Consider the following 16,175-nt stretch of genomic DNA (forward strand, 5'->3'; position numbering starts at 1 on the left):
ATTAGCAGGAAAATTAACATGATCGTAGTGATGAAAAGCGGTACTCCAGAAGGGGAAATCGCTCGAATTTCTGAAGAGTTAAGTAGCTGGGGTTTGAAAGTAGAAAAAAGTGTTGGCAAACACAAAATTGTTCTCGGTCTAGTTGGGAACACAGCTGAATTAGATCCGTTCCGAGTCCAAGAACTCAGTCCTTGGATCGAACAAGTCGTGCGGGTCGAACAACCATTCAAGCGCGTCAGCCGCGAGTTTCGTCATGGTGAACCTAGCGAAGTCGTTGTGTCAACTCCAAATGGTTTCGTCCCTTTTGGGGAACACCACCCGCTCGTAACAATCGCAGGTCCTTGCTCGGTAGAAAACGAAGAAATGATCGTCTATACTGCTCAAAGAGTCAAGGCAGCAGGCGCAAAGTTCCTGCGCGGTGGTGCTTACAAACCTCGTACATCCCCTTATGCATTTCAAGGACATGGGGAGAGTGCTTTAAATTTACTTATTGCAGCCCGCGATGCAACGGGTTTAGGAATTATTACTGAAGTGATGGACACTGCCGATCTGGAAAAGGTGGCAGCGGTAGCAGATATCGTGCAGGTAGGGGCGAGAAATATGCAGAATTTTCCCCTACTCAAGAAGGTGGGAGCGCAGGACAAACCAGTGTTCCTCAAGCGGGGAATGTCAGCCACGATTGAAGAGTGGCTGATGGCAGCCGAATATATCATGGCAGCAGGAAACCCAAATGTGATTCTCTGCGAACGGGGTATTCGCGGTTTCGATCGCCAGTATGCACGGAATACACTCGATTTATCAGTTATTCCCGTGTTGCGATCGCTCACCCATCTACCAATCGCGATCGATCCCAGCCACGGTACGGGTAAAGCCGAGTACGTCCCCTCAATGGCAATGGCAGCGATCGCGGCAGGTACGGATTCGTTAATGATCGAAGTCCATCCCAATCCCGCCAAAGCTTTATCCGATGGACCTCAATCACTTACTCCAGAACGGTTCGATTCCTTGATGCAAGAACTCGCCGTTGTCGGTAAAGCCATGAATCGCTGGACTAAAGAATCAGTTAACAGTTATCAGTTACCAGTTGTCAGTGGAAAGTGAGGAGTGAGGAGTGGCTGGTGGCTAGTGACTAGTGACTAGCCACCAATTACCAATTACCAATTACCAACTACCAATCACATGCAAACACCGCGATCGCGAGAACAAGCACGTCAGGTGATGGAATATCTCTTGTCGGGTGAAGCTGAGTTCAATGAAATTGTCAGCTTTTTGCAAACTCGACCAGTAGTCGATGCCCAAACTCAAGAACTCCTGGGATATCGCGATGTCCTTTGGGACAGAAGGCGGCGAGCAAACTTCGGTCATGTCGATCTCGATATTGTCGGTACTGGCGGGGTGCGCCGACCGCGCTATAACGTTTCTACCACAGCAGCATTTATTGTCGCCGCTTTGGGGATTCGAGTTGCTAAGCACGGTAATCGAGGCTCAGTTAAACCTAATGGTTCCTGCGATCTGCTGGAAGTTTTGGGAATTTCTCTAACAGCGATGACAGCGCGGGCTGTTGAAAGTTTAGCGACGACTGGGCTGAGTTTTCTATTTGCCCGGGATTGGCATCCAGCTTTTAAGGCGATCGCAGCTGCTAGGGCTGAAGTCGGTTATCCTACTGTGTTTAATCTACTAGGACCATTACTCAATCCCAGCCAACCCAAACATCAACTTGTCGGTTGTGGCGATCCAGCAGTAGCGCAAATTATTGCAGAAACTTTAATGGAATTAGGGATAGAGGCTTTAGTTGTTACTGGTTCGGATGGACTAGATGAGATCACCTTAGCGGGTGCTTCTCAAGTTATAGAAGTACGGGGCGATCGCATCAGTACAAAGCAAATTGTGCCTGAAGATTTTGGTATGGAAACCGTCCCAGAATCGGAGTTAGCTGGAGGCAATGCTACAGATAACGCCGCAGAATTTCTAGCTATTCTTAGCGGACAGGGACGAAAAGCACTGGTCGATCTCGTCACTTTAAATGCCGCTTTTGCACTGTATCTAGTAGACAAAAGTTACGACATAGAATCAGCAATTTGTACTAGCAGACATTCATTAATTGATGGTACTGCCAAGACATATTTCCTTCAGTTTCGCGAGTTCATTATGACTGATAACTTAGTGAGTGTGTACGATAATTGACTCGCTCCTACAATACCTGATTTCTAATTTTTTGATTTCTGACTTTTAACTTTTGACTTCAAAAAGGTAAATTTTCATGTCTCAATCTAGTAGTGAAGAATTTTGGTTTAGTCCGCTTTTTCGCATAGCTGGTTATGTCTTATTGGCTTTGTCACTTTTAGATATTATTAGTATTTTTATTCCTCCAGGTTTTACCAATCCTGCGTGGGAGTTTCAAATGGCAAGCCATCTGGTTGAGCGATCGCCTGTGCCATTAATTGGATTAGTATTTCTCTTAATTGGCGAGAAAAACTTTAAAATTTTCAAGTTTTTGTCTAGAGCGGCTCTGGTAGCTGGCATATTGTTTCTATTGCTACTGCCTTTAATTGTCAGTTCTGCTTGGCGCATACACGAAGGAGGCGATCGCCAAATCGCGCAACAATCAGCACAGCTTCAAGTTATCAAGCAACAACTCAGTCAAGCTCAAACAGATCGAGAAATTACAGATACATTGTCTCGGTTTAATTTACGAATTAATGCGCCAACATCTCAAAATCCTCAGCAATTAAAAAGTCAAATTCTAGCTGGAATTGCTAAGTCTGAGCAGAAATTTCAAGCACAAGCATCACAAAATACAGCCAATAGTCTAAACTTGACAAAAAATGTCATAAAAACTGGCTTGGGAACCTTAATTGCTGGAGCTTTTTTCCTAATGGTTTGGCGCGGTACTGCCAACACAGTGAAAGGTAGTCAAACCAAAAAGCAAAAACTCAGAAATAATCTGCCACTCGTAAACGAATAACATAGTATGTTGGATAATAGTAGCGCTGCTAGCGATCGCACGAGTAATCACAGCGATATTTTGCTAGGTTCGCCTTCTAGTCGCTTCAGTGAAGCTCTCGAACCGGACAGGTCGAGCAACGTTTTTGGTAATAGCGATTCGTTCGATCGCAATACCAACGAGGAGGATATTTCTCCTATGGGTAACGATTTCCTCTACGGTGGCAATCCTTTTGCTGGTGACAACTTTTGGAATATCTTTGCTGACGGGAACAATCAGAATAGTGGCAATTTTCCCGATCCGATTGGTAGCGAGTGGAATTTCAGCGGTGCAGCTACTCCGAGTCAAGTCTTAACTATTAGTAATGACGCGATCGTAGTTCCTCATAGCGATGAGTACAATAATTTATTGCTAAATGCTCCTCAAGCCCAAGCCAGTCTTGACACAAATTCAGCTTCGGTAATTTGGCTATAACCATATTAGAGGCGTTGCAGGACGTAAGTAAAAATAATCAATAAGCTGCAAATCATGACTTGCAGCTTATTGATTTTAGATCGATTAGAAAAAAATAAATAACAAATTGCTCGAAAGATTCGTCACTGACAATCATGTCTTACGAAGTATAGACTATTTTAGTATCAAATACAGTATTAATTAATCCTGTAATTGTATTCGTAGTTCAAGTGCTAACTCTTAGCAACTCAGCTTTGATAGCAAGACAAGTATTTTTTGCAAAGATAATGCGCAAAGCATTAGCAATTAATACTGATTAATTTCTGGATATATAGAATATTTTTGCCACTTAGAACTCTGTACTAGTAATTAGGAGAAGTAGCTTCATGTCCACCTCTGAGTCTAACTCTTTTGAACCAGGTAACAATGGTTCCTCGGGCGACGTAAACGATTTACTACTGCTACAATCGCCGTTCGGTCGCTTAAGTGAAGTCTTAGATGTTGAGGATCTTGCTAATATTTTTAGTGGTGTTGGTGATGCTGCTGATAGCAATAATGCAGAGAATCCATTTGCTAGCGACAATCCCAATTCAGAAAGCGATTTAGCTTACGGTGGTAATCCTTTTGCTGGTGATAACTTTTGGAATATATTCGCTGGTGGTGTTAATCCAGGTGAAGAGGATAATCCATTTACTAGTGCTGAAAGCCCTCTAGTTAGCGAAGACAATACTACTAGTAGCGATAATCTCGTTCCGACTCAAAACGATCTTTCCTCTACCGATTTAAATAACCTACTGCAACAGTCGCCATTTGGTCCTTTAAGCGAAGTTACAGGCGAAGAAGGTTTAACTAATATCTTTAGCGGTATTGGTAGTCCTTCTGAAGGCAGTCCAGCTTCCTCTGCTGACAGCAATAATCCGCCTACAGGTAGCGAAGATAGTAACCCGTTTGCTGGAGGTGGCAATCCTTTTATCAATACTGATAACCTGAGTACGAGTGGTAGTAGCACGTACCATGACAACAACAATTCTATTACTGGTAGCGGTAATTGGATATTTGCTAATGGAGACTGGCAGCAATTAATCGATCTTAATTCTTCTAGTGAAGGCAACTCGCCTTTTGGTAGCGATACTACTCTTCAAGGTGCGATCGCATACTTCAAAGGTAACGGTTTAACCACTGATAATAACTCGTCTTCTAGCGATAGTAATAGTAACCTTGCCTTTAACAATCTACCCATACCTATTAATAATAGTGACTGGCTGACGAGTCTTGCCGATTTAGCCGATCCTGAAAGTGCGGCTAGTGCTACTAATAATAGAACTATTGGCAATGGCAACTGGCATTATGGTAGTGGTAATGAAGTTGTTGGTAACGGTAACTGGCTTTTTGCTAGTTACAACGATCTTCTCGGTAACGGCAACTGGTATTACAATAACGATAACGCTACTGTTGGTAATGGTAACTGGTATTTTGGAACTGAGAATGCAACCATTGGTAACGGTAACTGGCTTTTTGCTAATGCTAATGAAAGCATCGGTAACGGTAACTGGTACTTTGATGATGCCAACAAAACCGTTGGTAATGGCAACTGGCATTTTGGTAGTGAAAATGCAACGATTGGCAATGGTAACTGGTATTTCGGTAGTGGCAATGCAACGATTGGTAATGGCAACAGATTTAGCGGTAACGATAACTTAGTTATTGGTAATCCTTTAGCCAATGGCTTCAAGGATATTGGTGATGGGAAGCTAGTTATTGGGAATAGCGATTGGACGTTTGTTACCGATCGCAATGCCATTAGCGATGAGGTTGACAGCTTGCTAACCAGTAGTTTGGGAAATTTCTATAATAGCGATGCCGATAGCAACCAACTTAGTCAAGGTATTGACTCGCTGATCGATCGAGTCGGGAAAGATTTCTTGAGTTTACTCGGTAGTGGTTGGAATTCCGAGTCATCAACAACGACTCCAAGTATTGACATCAATGAAAGCATTTTTAGCGATCGCGAAGTCAATACCGAGCTGGATATTAGTATTAACTCTTTAGCCGAACAAATCAAACAAGATTTACTAACGTCGCTTGGTAGCGGTTCCCCTTCTGGACAAACAGAATTGACTCAAACTACCGAAGGCAACCTCTTCAATAGCGAGAATTTTCTCGCCGCTTTTAACTCCGATCTCACAAATACTAATCTTTCTTCTGTCACACTAGCAGAATAAAAATTGAAGTTGAAGTAAATTGAGTATGACGAGTCTGGGCTGGGGTGCGAAAGTCATTTGCGTGCCAACTAATTCATAAATAGGCACTCAAAACTATTTCCCACCACCGCTCAATACTGGTATAGTCAGTGACTCGAAAATCTGCCCTTCCCCTGTTCATTTTTCACCTGTTTAAATCCATACTCAATCCAACCGCGAAGGCTATAGCGTTTCCCCAATTGTAACTGCCAAGATTTAGGTAGATTAGTCATCACAAACCAAGTCTCAAGTGGATTTGTAGTTGGGCTGTTTGTTTGACTGATTTCGTAGTAGCGGATTGGACGGGCTTTGCTAAAGACAATTTCGCGCTCTCTAGCGAGTTTCATCTGGTCGATGAGAGAGAGCTTGAACGAATGCACGCGGCTCGGTTGTAATGGACTTTCTGACCTGCTACTACTAGTAGCACACCATGAGGACTACGAATTGCAACCAGAAAAGGAAGTTTTAAGCGAAGAAATTCGTGAATCACATCTCCACTTTCTCCATATCAGCTGTCTGCTAGTACTAGCACAAGAGCGGAATTTCCATTCCTCAAGTGCTTGTAAAATTTCCACCGCTAATTGGGGCGCGCCTTTTATATACATCACCCGGTTGCAGTCGTGAGCGTGGTTTGAATATCTTCAATCGCAATGGGTACGTGATGTGATCTACGACTGCATCAGCGTTGACTGACACGATTCCACGATCTGTTTTACCCAAGTTACCAATGTATTGCTTGGCAACAGAATCGGTAGTTTTTCCGGCTTTTTTATCGCCTGTTGCATCAATACAGGCGCTGGATTGAACGTTCTCCAACCAACTGTTCGATCGACTCTAACCGCCTGGCTCAAATCTGTTCCACCTGCCACGGGGTGCGCTGCGTCCGCACATCGCCAAACAGGTCTTGGTAGTCATTGCACTCATCATCGACGAAGCCAACAGTAGTAACGGCAGGACGTGGCTCAACCATGCTCTAGCAGTGAAAGAGAAAGTTTTACCATCTATTTTTCTCCCGCTAAGGTGACAGAAGAAAGATTAAGGATTCATCAGACAAGCAAGTAACTGTAAATTTGCTTACAAATAGTACGACACAATTACTGCTTCGATCTTTAGATATTAAACATTCGCTCTAGCAGAGATAGATCTATGGTCAGTACTGCCAGTGAGAAGTCAGCCAAGGAAAAATCAGTCGTATTTGGTGCTTGTCCCCACGACTGCCCCGATACTTGCGCGATGTTGGTGACAGTGGAAAACGGTCGCGCTACTAAGGTAGAAGGAAACCCAGACCATCCCTTTACCCGTGGTACGCTCTGCGGCAAAGTGAGCGATTATCTAGATCGAGTTTACAGTAGCGATCGCATTCTCTATCCGATGCGGCGCGTGGGTGCGAAGGGTAGCAAACAGTTCGAGCGCATTTCTTGGGATGATGCTTTAGATGAGATTGCCAGCCGCTTTGGGCAAATTATTGACGAATATGGGGCTGAGGCAATTATGCCCTGTAGCTATCTCGGACATGAAGGTTTGCTGAATGGCTTAACTGTGGGTGATGCTTTCTTCAATCGCTTGGGTGCAACTATTAGCGAACGTACCTTCTGCGCTTCCTGCACCAGTACCGCTTACATGATGACTTGCGGACTAACTCACGGTACTGACCCCGATACATTCAAGCACTCTAAATACATTATTCTTTGGGGCTGTAACGCTCTCAGCACTAACGTGCATTTATGGTCATTTATCCAAGAGGCACGTAAAAACGGGGCGAAATTAGTCTCAATTGACCCCGTGCGAACTCGTACTGCAAATCAGTCTGACTGGCATATCCCCTTGCGTCCAGGTACGGATGGGGCGTTGGCTTTGGGAATGATGCACGTTATTATTAGCGAAAATCTGATCGATGCCGAGTATGTAGAAAAGTATACTCTCGGCTACGCAGAACTGAAAGAACGAGTTGCCCAGTATCCACCAGAGAAAGTTGCCCAAATAACGGGTGTCCCCGTGTCAGATATCTTGACACTAGCAAGGGAATATGCATCTAGCCAGCCATCAGTAATCCGCTTGGGAGTGGCGCTAGAAAAACAAACAGGTGGTGGTCAGGGTGTCCGAGCTATTTGCTGTTTGCCTGCCCTAGTCGGTGCGTGGCGACATTTGGGCGGCGGATTGCTGCAAGCTCCGATGTGGCCCTTCCCCATCCGTTGGGAAGTCGTGCATCGCCCTGAATTTATTCAGCCTGGGACGCGATTAATTAACTTGTGGCAGTTAGGTGCGGCGCTAACGGGTGAACTGAGTCTCGAACCCCCAATTAAGGCGCTATTTGTTTACAACTGCAACCCCGTGACGCAATCGGCAGAGCAAGACAAGATTGTCGCTGGTTTGGCGCGGGAAGATTTATTTACAGTAGTCAGCGAACATTTTATGACTGATACTGCCGACTACGCTGATATTCTCCTGCCTGCAACGACTCAAGTTGAAAATTTAGATTTGATGTTTTCTTGGGGTCATACCTATGTAACATTAAACCAACCCGCGATCGCACCTTTGGGTGAAGCCGTCCCCAATACCGAATTATTCCGCCGTTTGGCGGCGCGGATGGGTTTTGAGGAAGAATGCTTCAAATTGACTGACGAACAACTGGCGATGGAAGTCCTCGACTGGTCAGCTCCGGTCATGCAGGATATGAGTATGGAGTCGCTGCAACAGCAAGGGTATGGCAAGTTGAAAGTCGATCTCGTTCCCCATGCTGAGGGTAATTTTCCCACACCGTCAGGGAAATGCGAGTTTCTGGCTACCGCAAAAGTAGATAGTAACTTCGTCTTGCCAGCATTTCGTCAGGGATATGAGGAATATCAACCAGGAGAACCAATCGATCCTCTACCTACCTACACGCCACAACGGGAATCAGCAGCAAGCAACCCCGAACTCGCAAAGCGGTATCCGTTGAATCTCCTCTCGGCGAAACCACACCAATTCATCAATTCCTGTTTTGCCAATTTACCCAAGCACGCCAAACTTCAAGGCGAACCGAGAGTGATTATTCATCCCGACGATGCAGCTAAGCGGGGTATAGCTGACGGTCAAGTGGTGAAGGTATTTAACGATCGCGGTTCTTTCCAAGTGCCTGCAATTGTCAGCGATATGACTCGCTCTGGGGTGGCGATCGCACCTTTGGGATATTGGCGTAAACTCAGCCTTGCCAATAATACCATCAATGCTGCTACCTCGTCTGCGTTTGCAGATATGGGTCACGCCGCCGCTGTTGGCGATGCTTTAGTTGAGGTGAATGCACTCTAGTCAGGTGCAAAGGATTTGATTTTAATGCATTTCGGGCGCTTGAGTTCAATTCTTCGCAGATCCCCCCTAGCCCCCCTTAAAAAGGGGGGAACAAAGCCCTGCTTCACAGCCAGAGAACAAAGCCCCCCTTCACAGCCAGAGAACAAAGCCCCCCTTTGTAAGGGGGGTTGGGGGGATCTTCTATGGCGTAGTCCGATCGCAATAGTAGGAGTAAAATTCGATACCAAGAACAATCTTTGCTCGTGCTAACTTGTCTCCATTTGCAGACAAGTGAATTATGTTAAATTGTCAACTGAAAAAACTCGTTTCTGGATTAGCGATCGCAGCTATTGCCGCTACTTTTTGCTTGCCAAATTCTGCCATAGCTAGCGATCGTCCAATTCGAGTTATCTTCGATCACGATGGCGCGTTTGAAGATTATTATGCCATCTTAACTCTAGCCCTTGCTTCGCAACAGAAATCTCCGCCAGTCAAACTGATTGGAATCACCACGATGGCACACGGAGAATCTTATTGTAATAATTCTGAAGGTTATCCAGAATTAAAACGAGAGCTGCTAGGCGATTTTAGTCCTGAAGCAGGATCGATTGACGGACTGACACAAAAAGTTTTAGCGATCGCTCAATATCGCGATGCAAAAATATATTCTGGTTGTGATGAAAGTGCGACAACTATTGACGTACCGAACGAGGCTGACGATTTTGGTCAACCCGTCCCTGGAACTGAATTTACTCCAGTACGGGTACAGTTGCCATTTGCAGGTAAACCAGCTTTAGAACCTTGTCTATTCCATCAAGAATTCGTGTCGTCTCCCCGCGATTTTGTCTGCTGGAACGAGTTTAATCGAACGTTTCGCGATGAAACTTTAAGGTATATTCTGCCGCAAGCTCAAGCAGCTTTAGAGCAATTTCAACTACGAGAAGTAGATCTGATCGATCCGAAAAAGAAAGCGGCTAATTATTTAGCAACTTCTATCTGTGAAGCATACAAAAAAGACGATCCACTGACAATCGCTACTGTTGGACCCGTAACTAACTTAGCAAGAGCCTATTCTTACATAGAAAAAAATCCTCGCAAGTACGGCTGTCCTAAGAAAATCAAACTTGCCGATTTGAGTTCTGTTATTTCTACTATTCACATGGGTGGTGTTTTGGATGAAAATAAAGCCGATAATTTTGATGTTAATGGTAACTATCGTTTAAACGAACCATTTCCAGTTTGGACGGAAGGTAACATTTACTATCAAGATGGAGAACATGTTTTTGGTTCGCACCATTTACCATTTCCAGGAACGAATTTTGAGAATATTCAAACTGGAGAACACAAAAAAGCTTTCAATTCCCTGAATAATGCCGAAGTCAATTTTTGGATTGATGCGCCTGCGGTAGATAAAGTTCTCAATTCAGGAATTCCGGCGGATGTCGTCCCGTTAAATGCTACAAATTTCGCCCGCTTGCAAGGGTTTGCCCAACGCATTCAAGATAATCCTTCTCAGTGTAATACTGCCCCCGCACAATATATCAAAAATGTTCAATTTGCTAATTCGCCCGCTCCTGGTGTTTTCGTTTTTGATACACTATTTTTCTGGGATACTTTAACTGTAGCTAGTCTATGGAATGATTTTCTAAATTTTGAAGATTTCGCCGATTTAGAAATAACAACATTGACGAATGGAGATCCGAGTACGGTAACGGGACAATTACCAGAGGCAGAACTTTTTCGGCGAGATATTGGCAATCTTTTTGCTTTGGGAAGAGTCAAAAATCCCGTAAGGTTGAGTTTGTCGGTGAAGCCTGCTGCTGGCGATCCTGATTTTAAGACGACGATTCAAGATTTTGTCTTTGGTTTGGTTTGTACTAGCAATTGATCGTAAATTATTCTAACTTTTTACTCTTAGAAGTTACGAACTCGATTCCCTAAAACTCTTTTCTAGGGGGCTTTGTTCCCCCCTTCTCAAGGAGGGAACTAGGGAGAAGCGAGATCTAAAACTTCAAGCGCGGAACTCCAGATATTCTTACACTAACTTGTTTTGGAAAAACGAAACGGATTAAAATTCGTATTGGTATCGTAGTAATCTTCTTGCTCTTGACGCTTTAACCAATTAGTAACCATATAAGTCATAGGTGTAAATAAAATCTCAATTCCACATTTAAATAAATAATTAGATACAATCAGCGCCCATATTACACTATTGGGAACAATTCCAAAAAAAGCAATCAAAATAAATATTGCCGTATCCAAAACTTGCCCTACTAAAGTTGAGCCAATCGTGCGAGTCCACAGCCACTTACCGCGAGTTAAGATCTTCAATTTTGCTAAAATAAAAGAATTAGAAAACTCTCCTACCCAGTAAGCTATTAAACTTGCAGCGACAATTCTCGGAGTAGAGCCTAAAATTTGATGATACGCCTCTTGATATTTCCAATCTGCTGCTGGAGGTAACGCGCCAACAAGACTAAAAGTTACAGCCATTAAAAAAGCACAGAAAAACCCCAACCAAATAACCTTTCTAGAACGAGAGTATCCGTATACTTCAGTTAAGATATCGCCAAAAATATAACTGAGTGGAAAAATTAGCGTTCCGCCATCAAAGGTAAACCATCCTAAGCTAACGATTTTAGTCGAGGTAATATTTGAGATGAGTAAAACAGTCACAAATAAAGTCGCGATCGCGTCTAGATGTTTGTAAGATTTAGACATTTAGAATGAGGGAGTGGGAGAGTGAGAGTCGGGAGTAGGGGAATCGTTATGAATCCTATCTCCTCAGTTTTGACTTCTGACTTTTGACTTTTGACTTTTGAATTATGAATCAGACGCAAGTACCAGTAGATCGATACGTTAAAGTTGATTCTATTAATACTCGTTATTGGATGATGGGAAGTGGAAATCCCGTTATTTTGTTACATGGGGGTCAAGGTTCGGTAGAGTTTTGGTTGTATAACATTGGTACTCTAGCAAAATCTCACTGCGTCTACGCACTCGATATGGTGGGTTCTGGACGTTCGGATAAGCCTCAAGCTTCCTATTCACTTACATACCAGGCTCAGTTTATCAAAGATTTTATGGATACCCTTGGGATTGAATCTGCGACTTTAATAGGCAATTCTATGGGTGGTGGTGCGGCTTTACAACTGGCTTTGCTATTTCCCCAACGGGTGAATAAGTTGGTGTTGGTAGATAGCATGGGATTTGGTAAGGAAATCGCTTTAGGTATCCGCCTAACAACTTTACCCTTGCTGATTAGGTTACTGCGTCCGTCACGCCGCCTGCTAGCGCCGATGTTAAAAAATAATTTTTTCAACCCGCAAAGCATTCCTTCTGAGTGGGTGGAACTGCGATATCCCATCTTTGCTTTACCTGGAAGAAAACCCGCACTGATGGCGATGGTTAAGACGAATTTTCACTTGTTAGGAGTGCGATCGCAAGTGTTTCGTCCAATTCTCAGTCAACTTGCTACCATTACCGTACCAACTTTAGTAATTTGGGGCAAACAAGACAGAATTATACCAGTAGCTCACGCGCATATTGCAGCTAAAACTATACCTAACGCTCATCTCCACATTTTCGATCGCTGCGGACATCATCCTCATTTAGAATATCCAGAGAAGTTTAATAATTTGGTATTGGAGTTTTTGGCTAGTGAGTATAAAAATTAATACTTGACTTATCCCTTAATTACAGAGGAAGATACTGAATTTGCCCTTCTAATTCACTCTCAGAACTACACTCTAGCAGCAAGATAATATCTTCTATAACTTTACCAACTGCTGCATCTAAACTAATTTCTATAACTCCTGGCATCGGCTGACTTGCTACCACTCTTTCATAGGCATAGCGCGTAATTGTAGCAACATCATGAGTAAGTAATATTCGGTTTTCTCGTGCTGCCCATGCCAATATAGTTGGGTCATCTTTACCCGATAAACCTACATCTTGAACGCGAATGATATCAATGTTGGAGTTACGGCGAATTAAACCCCTGATAATTGTGTTGTCGAAGTTTTCATCAGCTAAAAACTTCATTTTGAAGAACGCTCTACTCTACGGGCAAGCAATCTGTCACGTAATCCTTGCGAATCAAACCTCGATTCATTGACTTTGCGAATCTCTTGCGATTGTTTCTGCCGTTGCCGGAGATACGCTTCAACTTCTTGCTGATGGTTGAGATAAAATCCAATCGTTGCATACACATCAGCTAATTTGAGCGATGGAAAACGATAAACAATTTCTTCTGCCGTTACTCCTTGTTTGAAAACAGCAACCACAGTATCGAGAGTTACGCGAGTCTTTCCTACTCGAACCACGCCATCAGCATTAGTATCTAGTGGAGCAGTTTCAGCTACGATTGTTAACACCATAACAATTTTTACTATTACTATGTTGATTGAGGTAATCTTACTGTTTATGTTAACACAATTTTTACTAGAAACGGTCACTAACTGCTTAATAAAATTAGTTTTGACAAGTAGAGCCAAAATTTATTATATGAATCATCCCCTTCCTATTGATAAATATTTTCAAAGTCTCAATGAAGATGAATTAAGCGACATATTTTTCAACTATGCATTGCAAGCTTATATCCAGGCTTTTGGAGTAAAAGGAGTTGTAGAAGAATTAGTACTTTATTGTGAGACCATGTTTAAAGATCCATTGCCAGAAGAAACTATGGAACAACAAAAATCTTGGGAGCGCGATTATAAAAAACTCAAGAAATTAAAGCTAGAAAATTAATATACAATCAAGAATAACATAGGCTGTACTATATGCTGATACAAAAATAACTAGCTAAGTATATGAAAATTAAAGCAATAATTCACTCAGCAGAAGAGAGAGGCTACTGGGCAGAGGTTCCTGCACTTCCTGGTTGCATTACTGAAGGAGAAACAATGGAAGAAGTAATGACTAACTTGAAAGATGCTATTGAAGGTTGGCTTGAGGTTGCCAATGAAAGCCACTCTACTACGTCAACGAATTAATTTTATGCCACTCTGAAGCCCGATCGCGAATTTTTCCCAATTCTTCCCCTGACATTCTTTCTAAATTTCGCAACATTTGACTCATACGGTGATTGTTTTTTAAACTATCGTAATGACGGGCGAGAAAATCCCAGTAGAAGAAGTTGAAAGGACAAGCTTTTTCACCCGTGCGATCGCGAGGGTTATAATAACAATTCTTACAATAATCGCTCATTTTATTGACATAATTTGCCGACGCTGCATAAGGCTTCGATGCCATCATTCCCCCATCAGCAAACTGTCCCATGCCAATGACATTTGTTTGCATTACCCAATCATAAGCATCAATAAATGCGGCGTGAAACCAATCTTCTAATTCTTGCGGTGAAATCCCTGCAATTAAGGCAAAGTTATTTAAGATCATCAACCGCTGAATGTGGTGAGCATAGCCAATTTCTTTTACCTGCTTGAGAATCTGGTACAAACAATTCATTTGCGTATTTCCAGTCCAATAAAACTCAGGTAAGGGTTGAGCGTGATTAAACCAATTTTTTGTGGGATAATCTTCACCCATATAGATATAAATGCCGTGCATATATTCGCGCCAACCCAAAATTTGACGAATAAATCCCTCGATACTATTGAGTTCCCACTCACCCTGATTTTCGTAATATGCTTTTTCTGCGGCTTGCACGACTTCTAAAGGATGAATTAACCCCAAATTGAGGTAAGGAGACAGCATCGCGTGCCACATTGTCTGTTCTCCCGTTACCATTGCATCTTGGTAGGGTCCAAAATTAGACAAGCGAGTTTGAATGAAAAAGTCAAGAACTTGTAATGCTTGTTGACGGGTAACTCCCCAGCGAAAAGGTTGGATTTGCCAGTACTTTTGACTATCTTTAAATGCAGGTGACTGTATGACAAAATCAATCACGTCTTGAGTAATGCGATCGCATTCAAACCATAAAGCTTCCGGTAATTTTAGTTTACCTTTAGGTGGCTGGCGGTTGTCTTTGTCAAAATTCCAACGTCCGCCTGCGGGTAAATCGCCTACCATAAGAATATCAAACCGCTTTCTACCTTCTCGATAGAAATCTTCCATAATCAGGCGCTTGCGAGAACTCGCCCACTGGATAAATTCTGCATCACCCCAAATGAAACGATTATTGGGTGTAAATTGAATTTGACAAGGGAGATTTAAGCTTTCTATTAATTTAGCAAAAGGGCGATCGCTCGGTGTCATTACCCGTAATTCTGCAATCTGATTTTGTTGAATCCACTCTATTAGAGGAGTTTGAAAATCTTCAGCTTGCTTGTAAGTAACATTCCATCCTGCTTGTTTTAACTCCTCGGCAAAATGGCGCATCGCCGACCATACTAATACCAATTTTTGTAAGTGGTAGGGTAATTCTTGAGCATGGCGCAAAGATTCAATAAAAATAACTTGATGGTGTTTTTTATCGACACAACTTTGTAGTGCTGATTGTCCCATCCAAAGTTGATCGCCTAAAATCCAAATACCTATAATTTTGTCATCTGTCATTTGTCATTTGTCATTTGTGGGTAGTGAGGAGTACTAATTGGTAGTTGACTGTTGTTTTTTTCTCCCTTGTCTTCCTTGTCCCCCTTGTCTTCCTTGTCCCCTGACTGGTCACTGTTCGCTGATAACTGTTCCAGGCTACGCCAAAGATACCAGGATGCGATCGTACAATAAGGTTTCCATTGCTGTCCCAATTGTTCTACAGTTTTACGGTGGGGTAGCTCTGCCAAATTGTAGACTTTGCGCACGCCAGCTCGAATACCTAAGTCATCTATAGGTAACACATCCCATCGATGCAATCGAAAAATTAATAACATCTGCACCGTCCAACGTCCAATTCCTTTAACCTGGGTAAGCGTCTGAACGATTGTTTCGTCGTCCATTAATTCCAACTCGGCGATGGTAGGCAATCCATTTGTCACCTTGGCTGCCAAGTCTTTCAAGTAAACAATTTTGGGACGAGAAATACCCACTCCCCGCAAAACTTCATCTGGAGTGTTGAGGATATCTAAGGCGGAGGGAAGTTGTGCGGGAGAAATTTTCAAAAATCGCTGGTGAATCGCAGTTGCAGATTTAGTTGAAAGTTGTTGGTGGATAATGGCTTTGGAGAGGGAGAAAAATAAATCTCCCGTTTGCTGGACTCGATCGAGGCGACAAGTACCAACTTGGTGAATCAGAGTAGCAAGGATAGGATCGGATTTTGTAAGTGCCGCGATCGCAACTGAATAATCCATTCTTGACCCTCAGAGCTTGCC

General features: G+C 43.0%; 18 protein-coding genes. 10 read left to right on the forward strand and 8 right to left on the reverse strand.

Features of this window, described 5'->3' with window-relative positions; all coding sequences use genetic code 11:
* Nucleotides 1-18 precede the first annotated feature (18 nt).
* From aroF to CHRO_RS29695, 5 genes are all read left to right on the forward strand, one after another.
* Nucleotides 19-1,101 (forward strand): 3-deoxy-7-phosphoheptulonate synthase, encoded by a 1,083-nt coding sequence (gene aroF / locus CHRO_RS15405; RefSeq protein WP_015155157.1) that lies wholly within the window; start codon nucleotides 19-21, stop codon nucleotides 1,099-1,101.
* 78 nt (nucleotides 1,102-1,179) lie between these two features.
* Nucleotides 1,180-2,184 (forward strand): anthranilate phosphoribosyltransferase, encoded by a 1,005-nt coding sequence (trpD, locus tag CHRO_RS15410; protein WP_015155158.1) that lies wholly within the window; start codon nucleotides 1,180-1,182, stop codon nucleotides 2,182-2,184.
* Between the two features lie 76 nt (nucleotides 2,185-2,260).
* The gene (gene hpsJ-A, locus CHRO_RS15415) at nucleotides 2,261-2,965 is read left to right on the forward strand and encodes an HpsJ-like protein, cyanoexosortase A-associated (protein WP_015155159.1); all 705 of its coding nucleotides are present in this window, start codon (nucleotides 2,261-2,263) and stop codon (nucleotides 2,963-2,965) included.
* Between the two features lie 6 nt (nucleotides 2,966-2,971).
* Nucleotides 2,972-3,418, forward strand: a complete 447-nt coding sequence (locus CHRO_RS15420; protein WP_015155160.1) for a hypothetical protein — start codon at nucleotides 2,972-2,974, stop codon at nucleotides 3,416-3,418.
* Between the two features lie 365 nt (nucleotides 3,419-3,783).
* On the forward strand, nucleotides 3,784-5,619 hold the full coding sequence (locus CHRO_RS29695) for a hypothetical protein (RefSeq protein ID WP_015155161.1): 1,836 nt from the start codon (nucleotides 3,784-3,786) through the stop codon (nucleotides 5,617-5,619).
* 125 nt (nucleotides 5,620-5,744) lie between these two features.
* Here the strand turns inward: CHRO_RS29695 and CHRO_RS15430 are convergent, their stop codons facing one another.
* The 3 genes from CHRO_RS15430 to CHRO_RS34380 all read right to left on the reverse strand — a co-directional run bounded on the left by CHRO_RS15430 (nucleotide 5,745) and on the right by CHRO_RS34380 (nucleotide 6,607).
* Nucleotides 5,745-6,017, reverse strand: coding sequence for a hypothetical protein (locus CHRO_RS15430; RefSeq protein ID WP_181824178.1), 273 nt, complete (start codon nucleotides 6,015-6,017; stop codon nucleotides 5,745-5,747).
* A 172-nt stretch (nucleotides 6,018-6,189) separates the two neighbouring features.
* Nucleotides 6,190-6,453, reverse strand: coding sequence for a transposase (locus CHRO_RS29700; protein ID WP_051033241.1), 264 nt, complete (start codon nucleotides 6,451-6,453; stop codon nucleotides 6,190-6,192).
* Between the two features lie 31 nt (nucleotides 6,454-6,484).
* Nucleotides 6,485-6,607: a hypothetical protein gene (locus CHRO_RS34380; RefSeq protein ID WP_281168572.1), complete on the reverse strand. Its 123-nt coding sequence runs from the start codon at nucleotides 6,605-6,607 to the stop codon at nucleotides 6,485-6,487.
* A 176-nt stretch (nucleotides 6,608-6,783) separates the two neighbouring features.
* Between CHRO_RS34380 and CHRO_RS15440 the strand changes: the two genes are divergently transcribed.
* Nucleotides 6,784-8,925, forward strand: coding sequence for a molybdopterin-containing oxidoreductase family protein (locus CHRO_RS15440; RefSeq protein ID WP_015155162.1), 2,142 nt, complete (start codon nucleotides 6,784-6,786; stop codon nucleotides 8,923-8,925).
* A gap of 277 nt (nucleotides 8,926-9,202) precedes the next feature.
* Nucleotides 9,203-10,792, forward strand: a complete 1,590-nt coding sequence (locus tag CHRO_RS15445) for a nucleoside hydrolase (protein ID WP_015155163.1) — start codon at nucleotides 9,203-9,205, stop codon at nucleotides 10,790-10,792.
* A gap of 152 nt (nucleotides 10,793-10,944) precedes the next feature.
* On the opposite strand, the gene CHRO_RS15450 is transcribed toward CHRO_RS15445, so the two are convergent.
* Entirely contained in the window at nucleotides 10,945-11,625 is a 681-nt protein-coding gene (locus CHRO_RS15450) for a queuosine precursor transporter (protein WP_015155164.1), read from the reverse strand.
* A gap of 104 nt (nucleotides 11,626-11,729) precedes the next feature.
* Between CHRO_RS15450 and CHRO_RS15455 the strand changes: the two genes are divergently transcribed.
* Entirely contained in the window at nucleotides 11,730-12,581 is an 852-nt protein-coding gene (locus CHRO_RS15455) for an alpha/beta fold hydrolase (RefSeq protein ID WP_015155165.1), read from the forward strand.
* Between the two features lie 19 nt (nucleotides 12,582-12,600).
* On the opposite strand, the gene CHRO_RS15460 is transcribed toward CHRO_RS15455, so the two are convergent.
* Entirely contained in the window at nucleotides 12,601-12,948 is a 348-nt protein-coding gene (locus CHRO_RS15460) for a DUF5615 family PIN-like protein (protein ID WP_015155166.1), read from the reverse strand.
* Nucleotides 12,945-13,283, reverse strand: a complete 339-nt coding sequence (locus tag CHRO_RS15465) for a DUF433 domain-containing protein (protein ID WP_015155167.1) — start codon at nucleotides 13,281-13,283, stop codon at nucleotides 12,945-12,947. The genes CHRO_RS15460 and CHRO_RS15465 overlap by 4 nt, the downstream gene beginning before the upstream one ends.
* Before the next feature lie 46 nt (nucleotides 13,284-13,329).
* Between CHRO_RS15465 and CHRO_RS15470 the strand changes: the two genes are divergently transcribed.
* Complete coding sequence (locus CHRO_RS15470; RefSeq protein ID WP_181824179.1) at nucleotides 13,330-13,656, forward strand: hypothetical protein; 327 nt, start codon at nucleotides 13,330-13,332, stop codon at nucleotides 13,654-13,656.
* Between the two features lie 62 nt (nucleotides 13,657-13,718).
* On the forward strand, nucleotides 13,719-13,901 hold the full coding sequence (locus CHRO_RS15475) for a type II toxin-antitoxin system HicB family antitoxin (protein WP_015155169.1): 183 nt from the start codon (nucleotides 13,719-13,721) through the stop codon (nucleotides 13,899-13,901).
* Here CHRO_RS15475 and CHRO_RS15480 read toward each other — a convergent pair.
* Together CHRO_RS15480 and CHRO_RS15485 are read right to left on the reverse strand one after the other, a co-directional pair.
* Complete coding sequence (locus CHRO_RS15480; protein WP_015155170.1) at nucleotides 13,885-15,423, reverse strand: cryptochrome/photolyase family protein; 1,539 nt, start codon at nucleotides 15,421-15,423, stop codon at nucleotides 13,885-13,887. The two genes, CHRO_RS15475 and CHRO_RS15480, sit on opposite strands and share 17 nt — an antisense overlap.
* Entirely contained in the window at nucleotides 15,420-16,154 is a 735-nt protein-coding gene (locus tag CHRO_RS15485; RefSeq protein ID WP_015155171.1) for a DNA-3-methyladenine glycosylase family protein, read from the reverse strand. The genes CHRO_RS15480 and CHRO_RS15485 overlap by 4 nt, the downstream gene beginning before the upstream one ends.
* Nucleotides 16,155-16,175: the final 21 nt, after the last annotated feature.

Origin of the sequence: Chroococcidiopsis thermalis PCC 7203 (assembly GCF_000317125.1) — a bacterium.
In the GTDB taxonomy this organism is placed as follows: domain Bacteria; phylum Cyanobacteriota; class Cyanobacteriia; order Cyanobacteriales; family Chroococcidiopsidaceae; genus Chroococcidiopsis; species Chroococcidiopsis thermalis.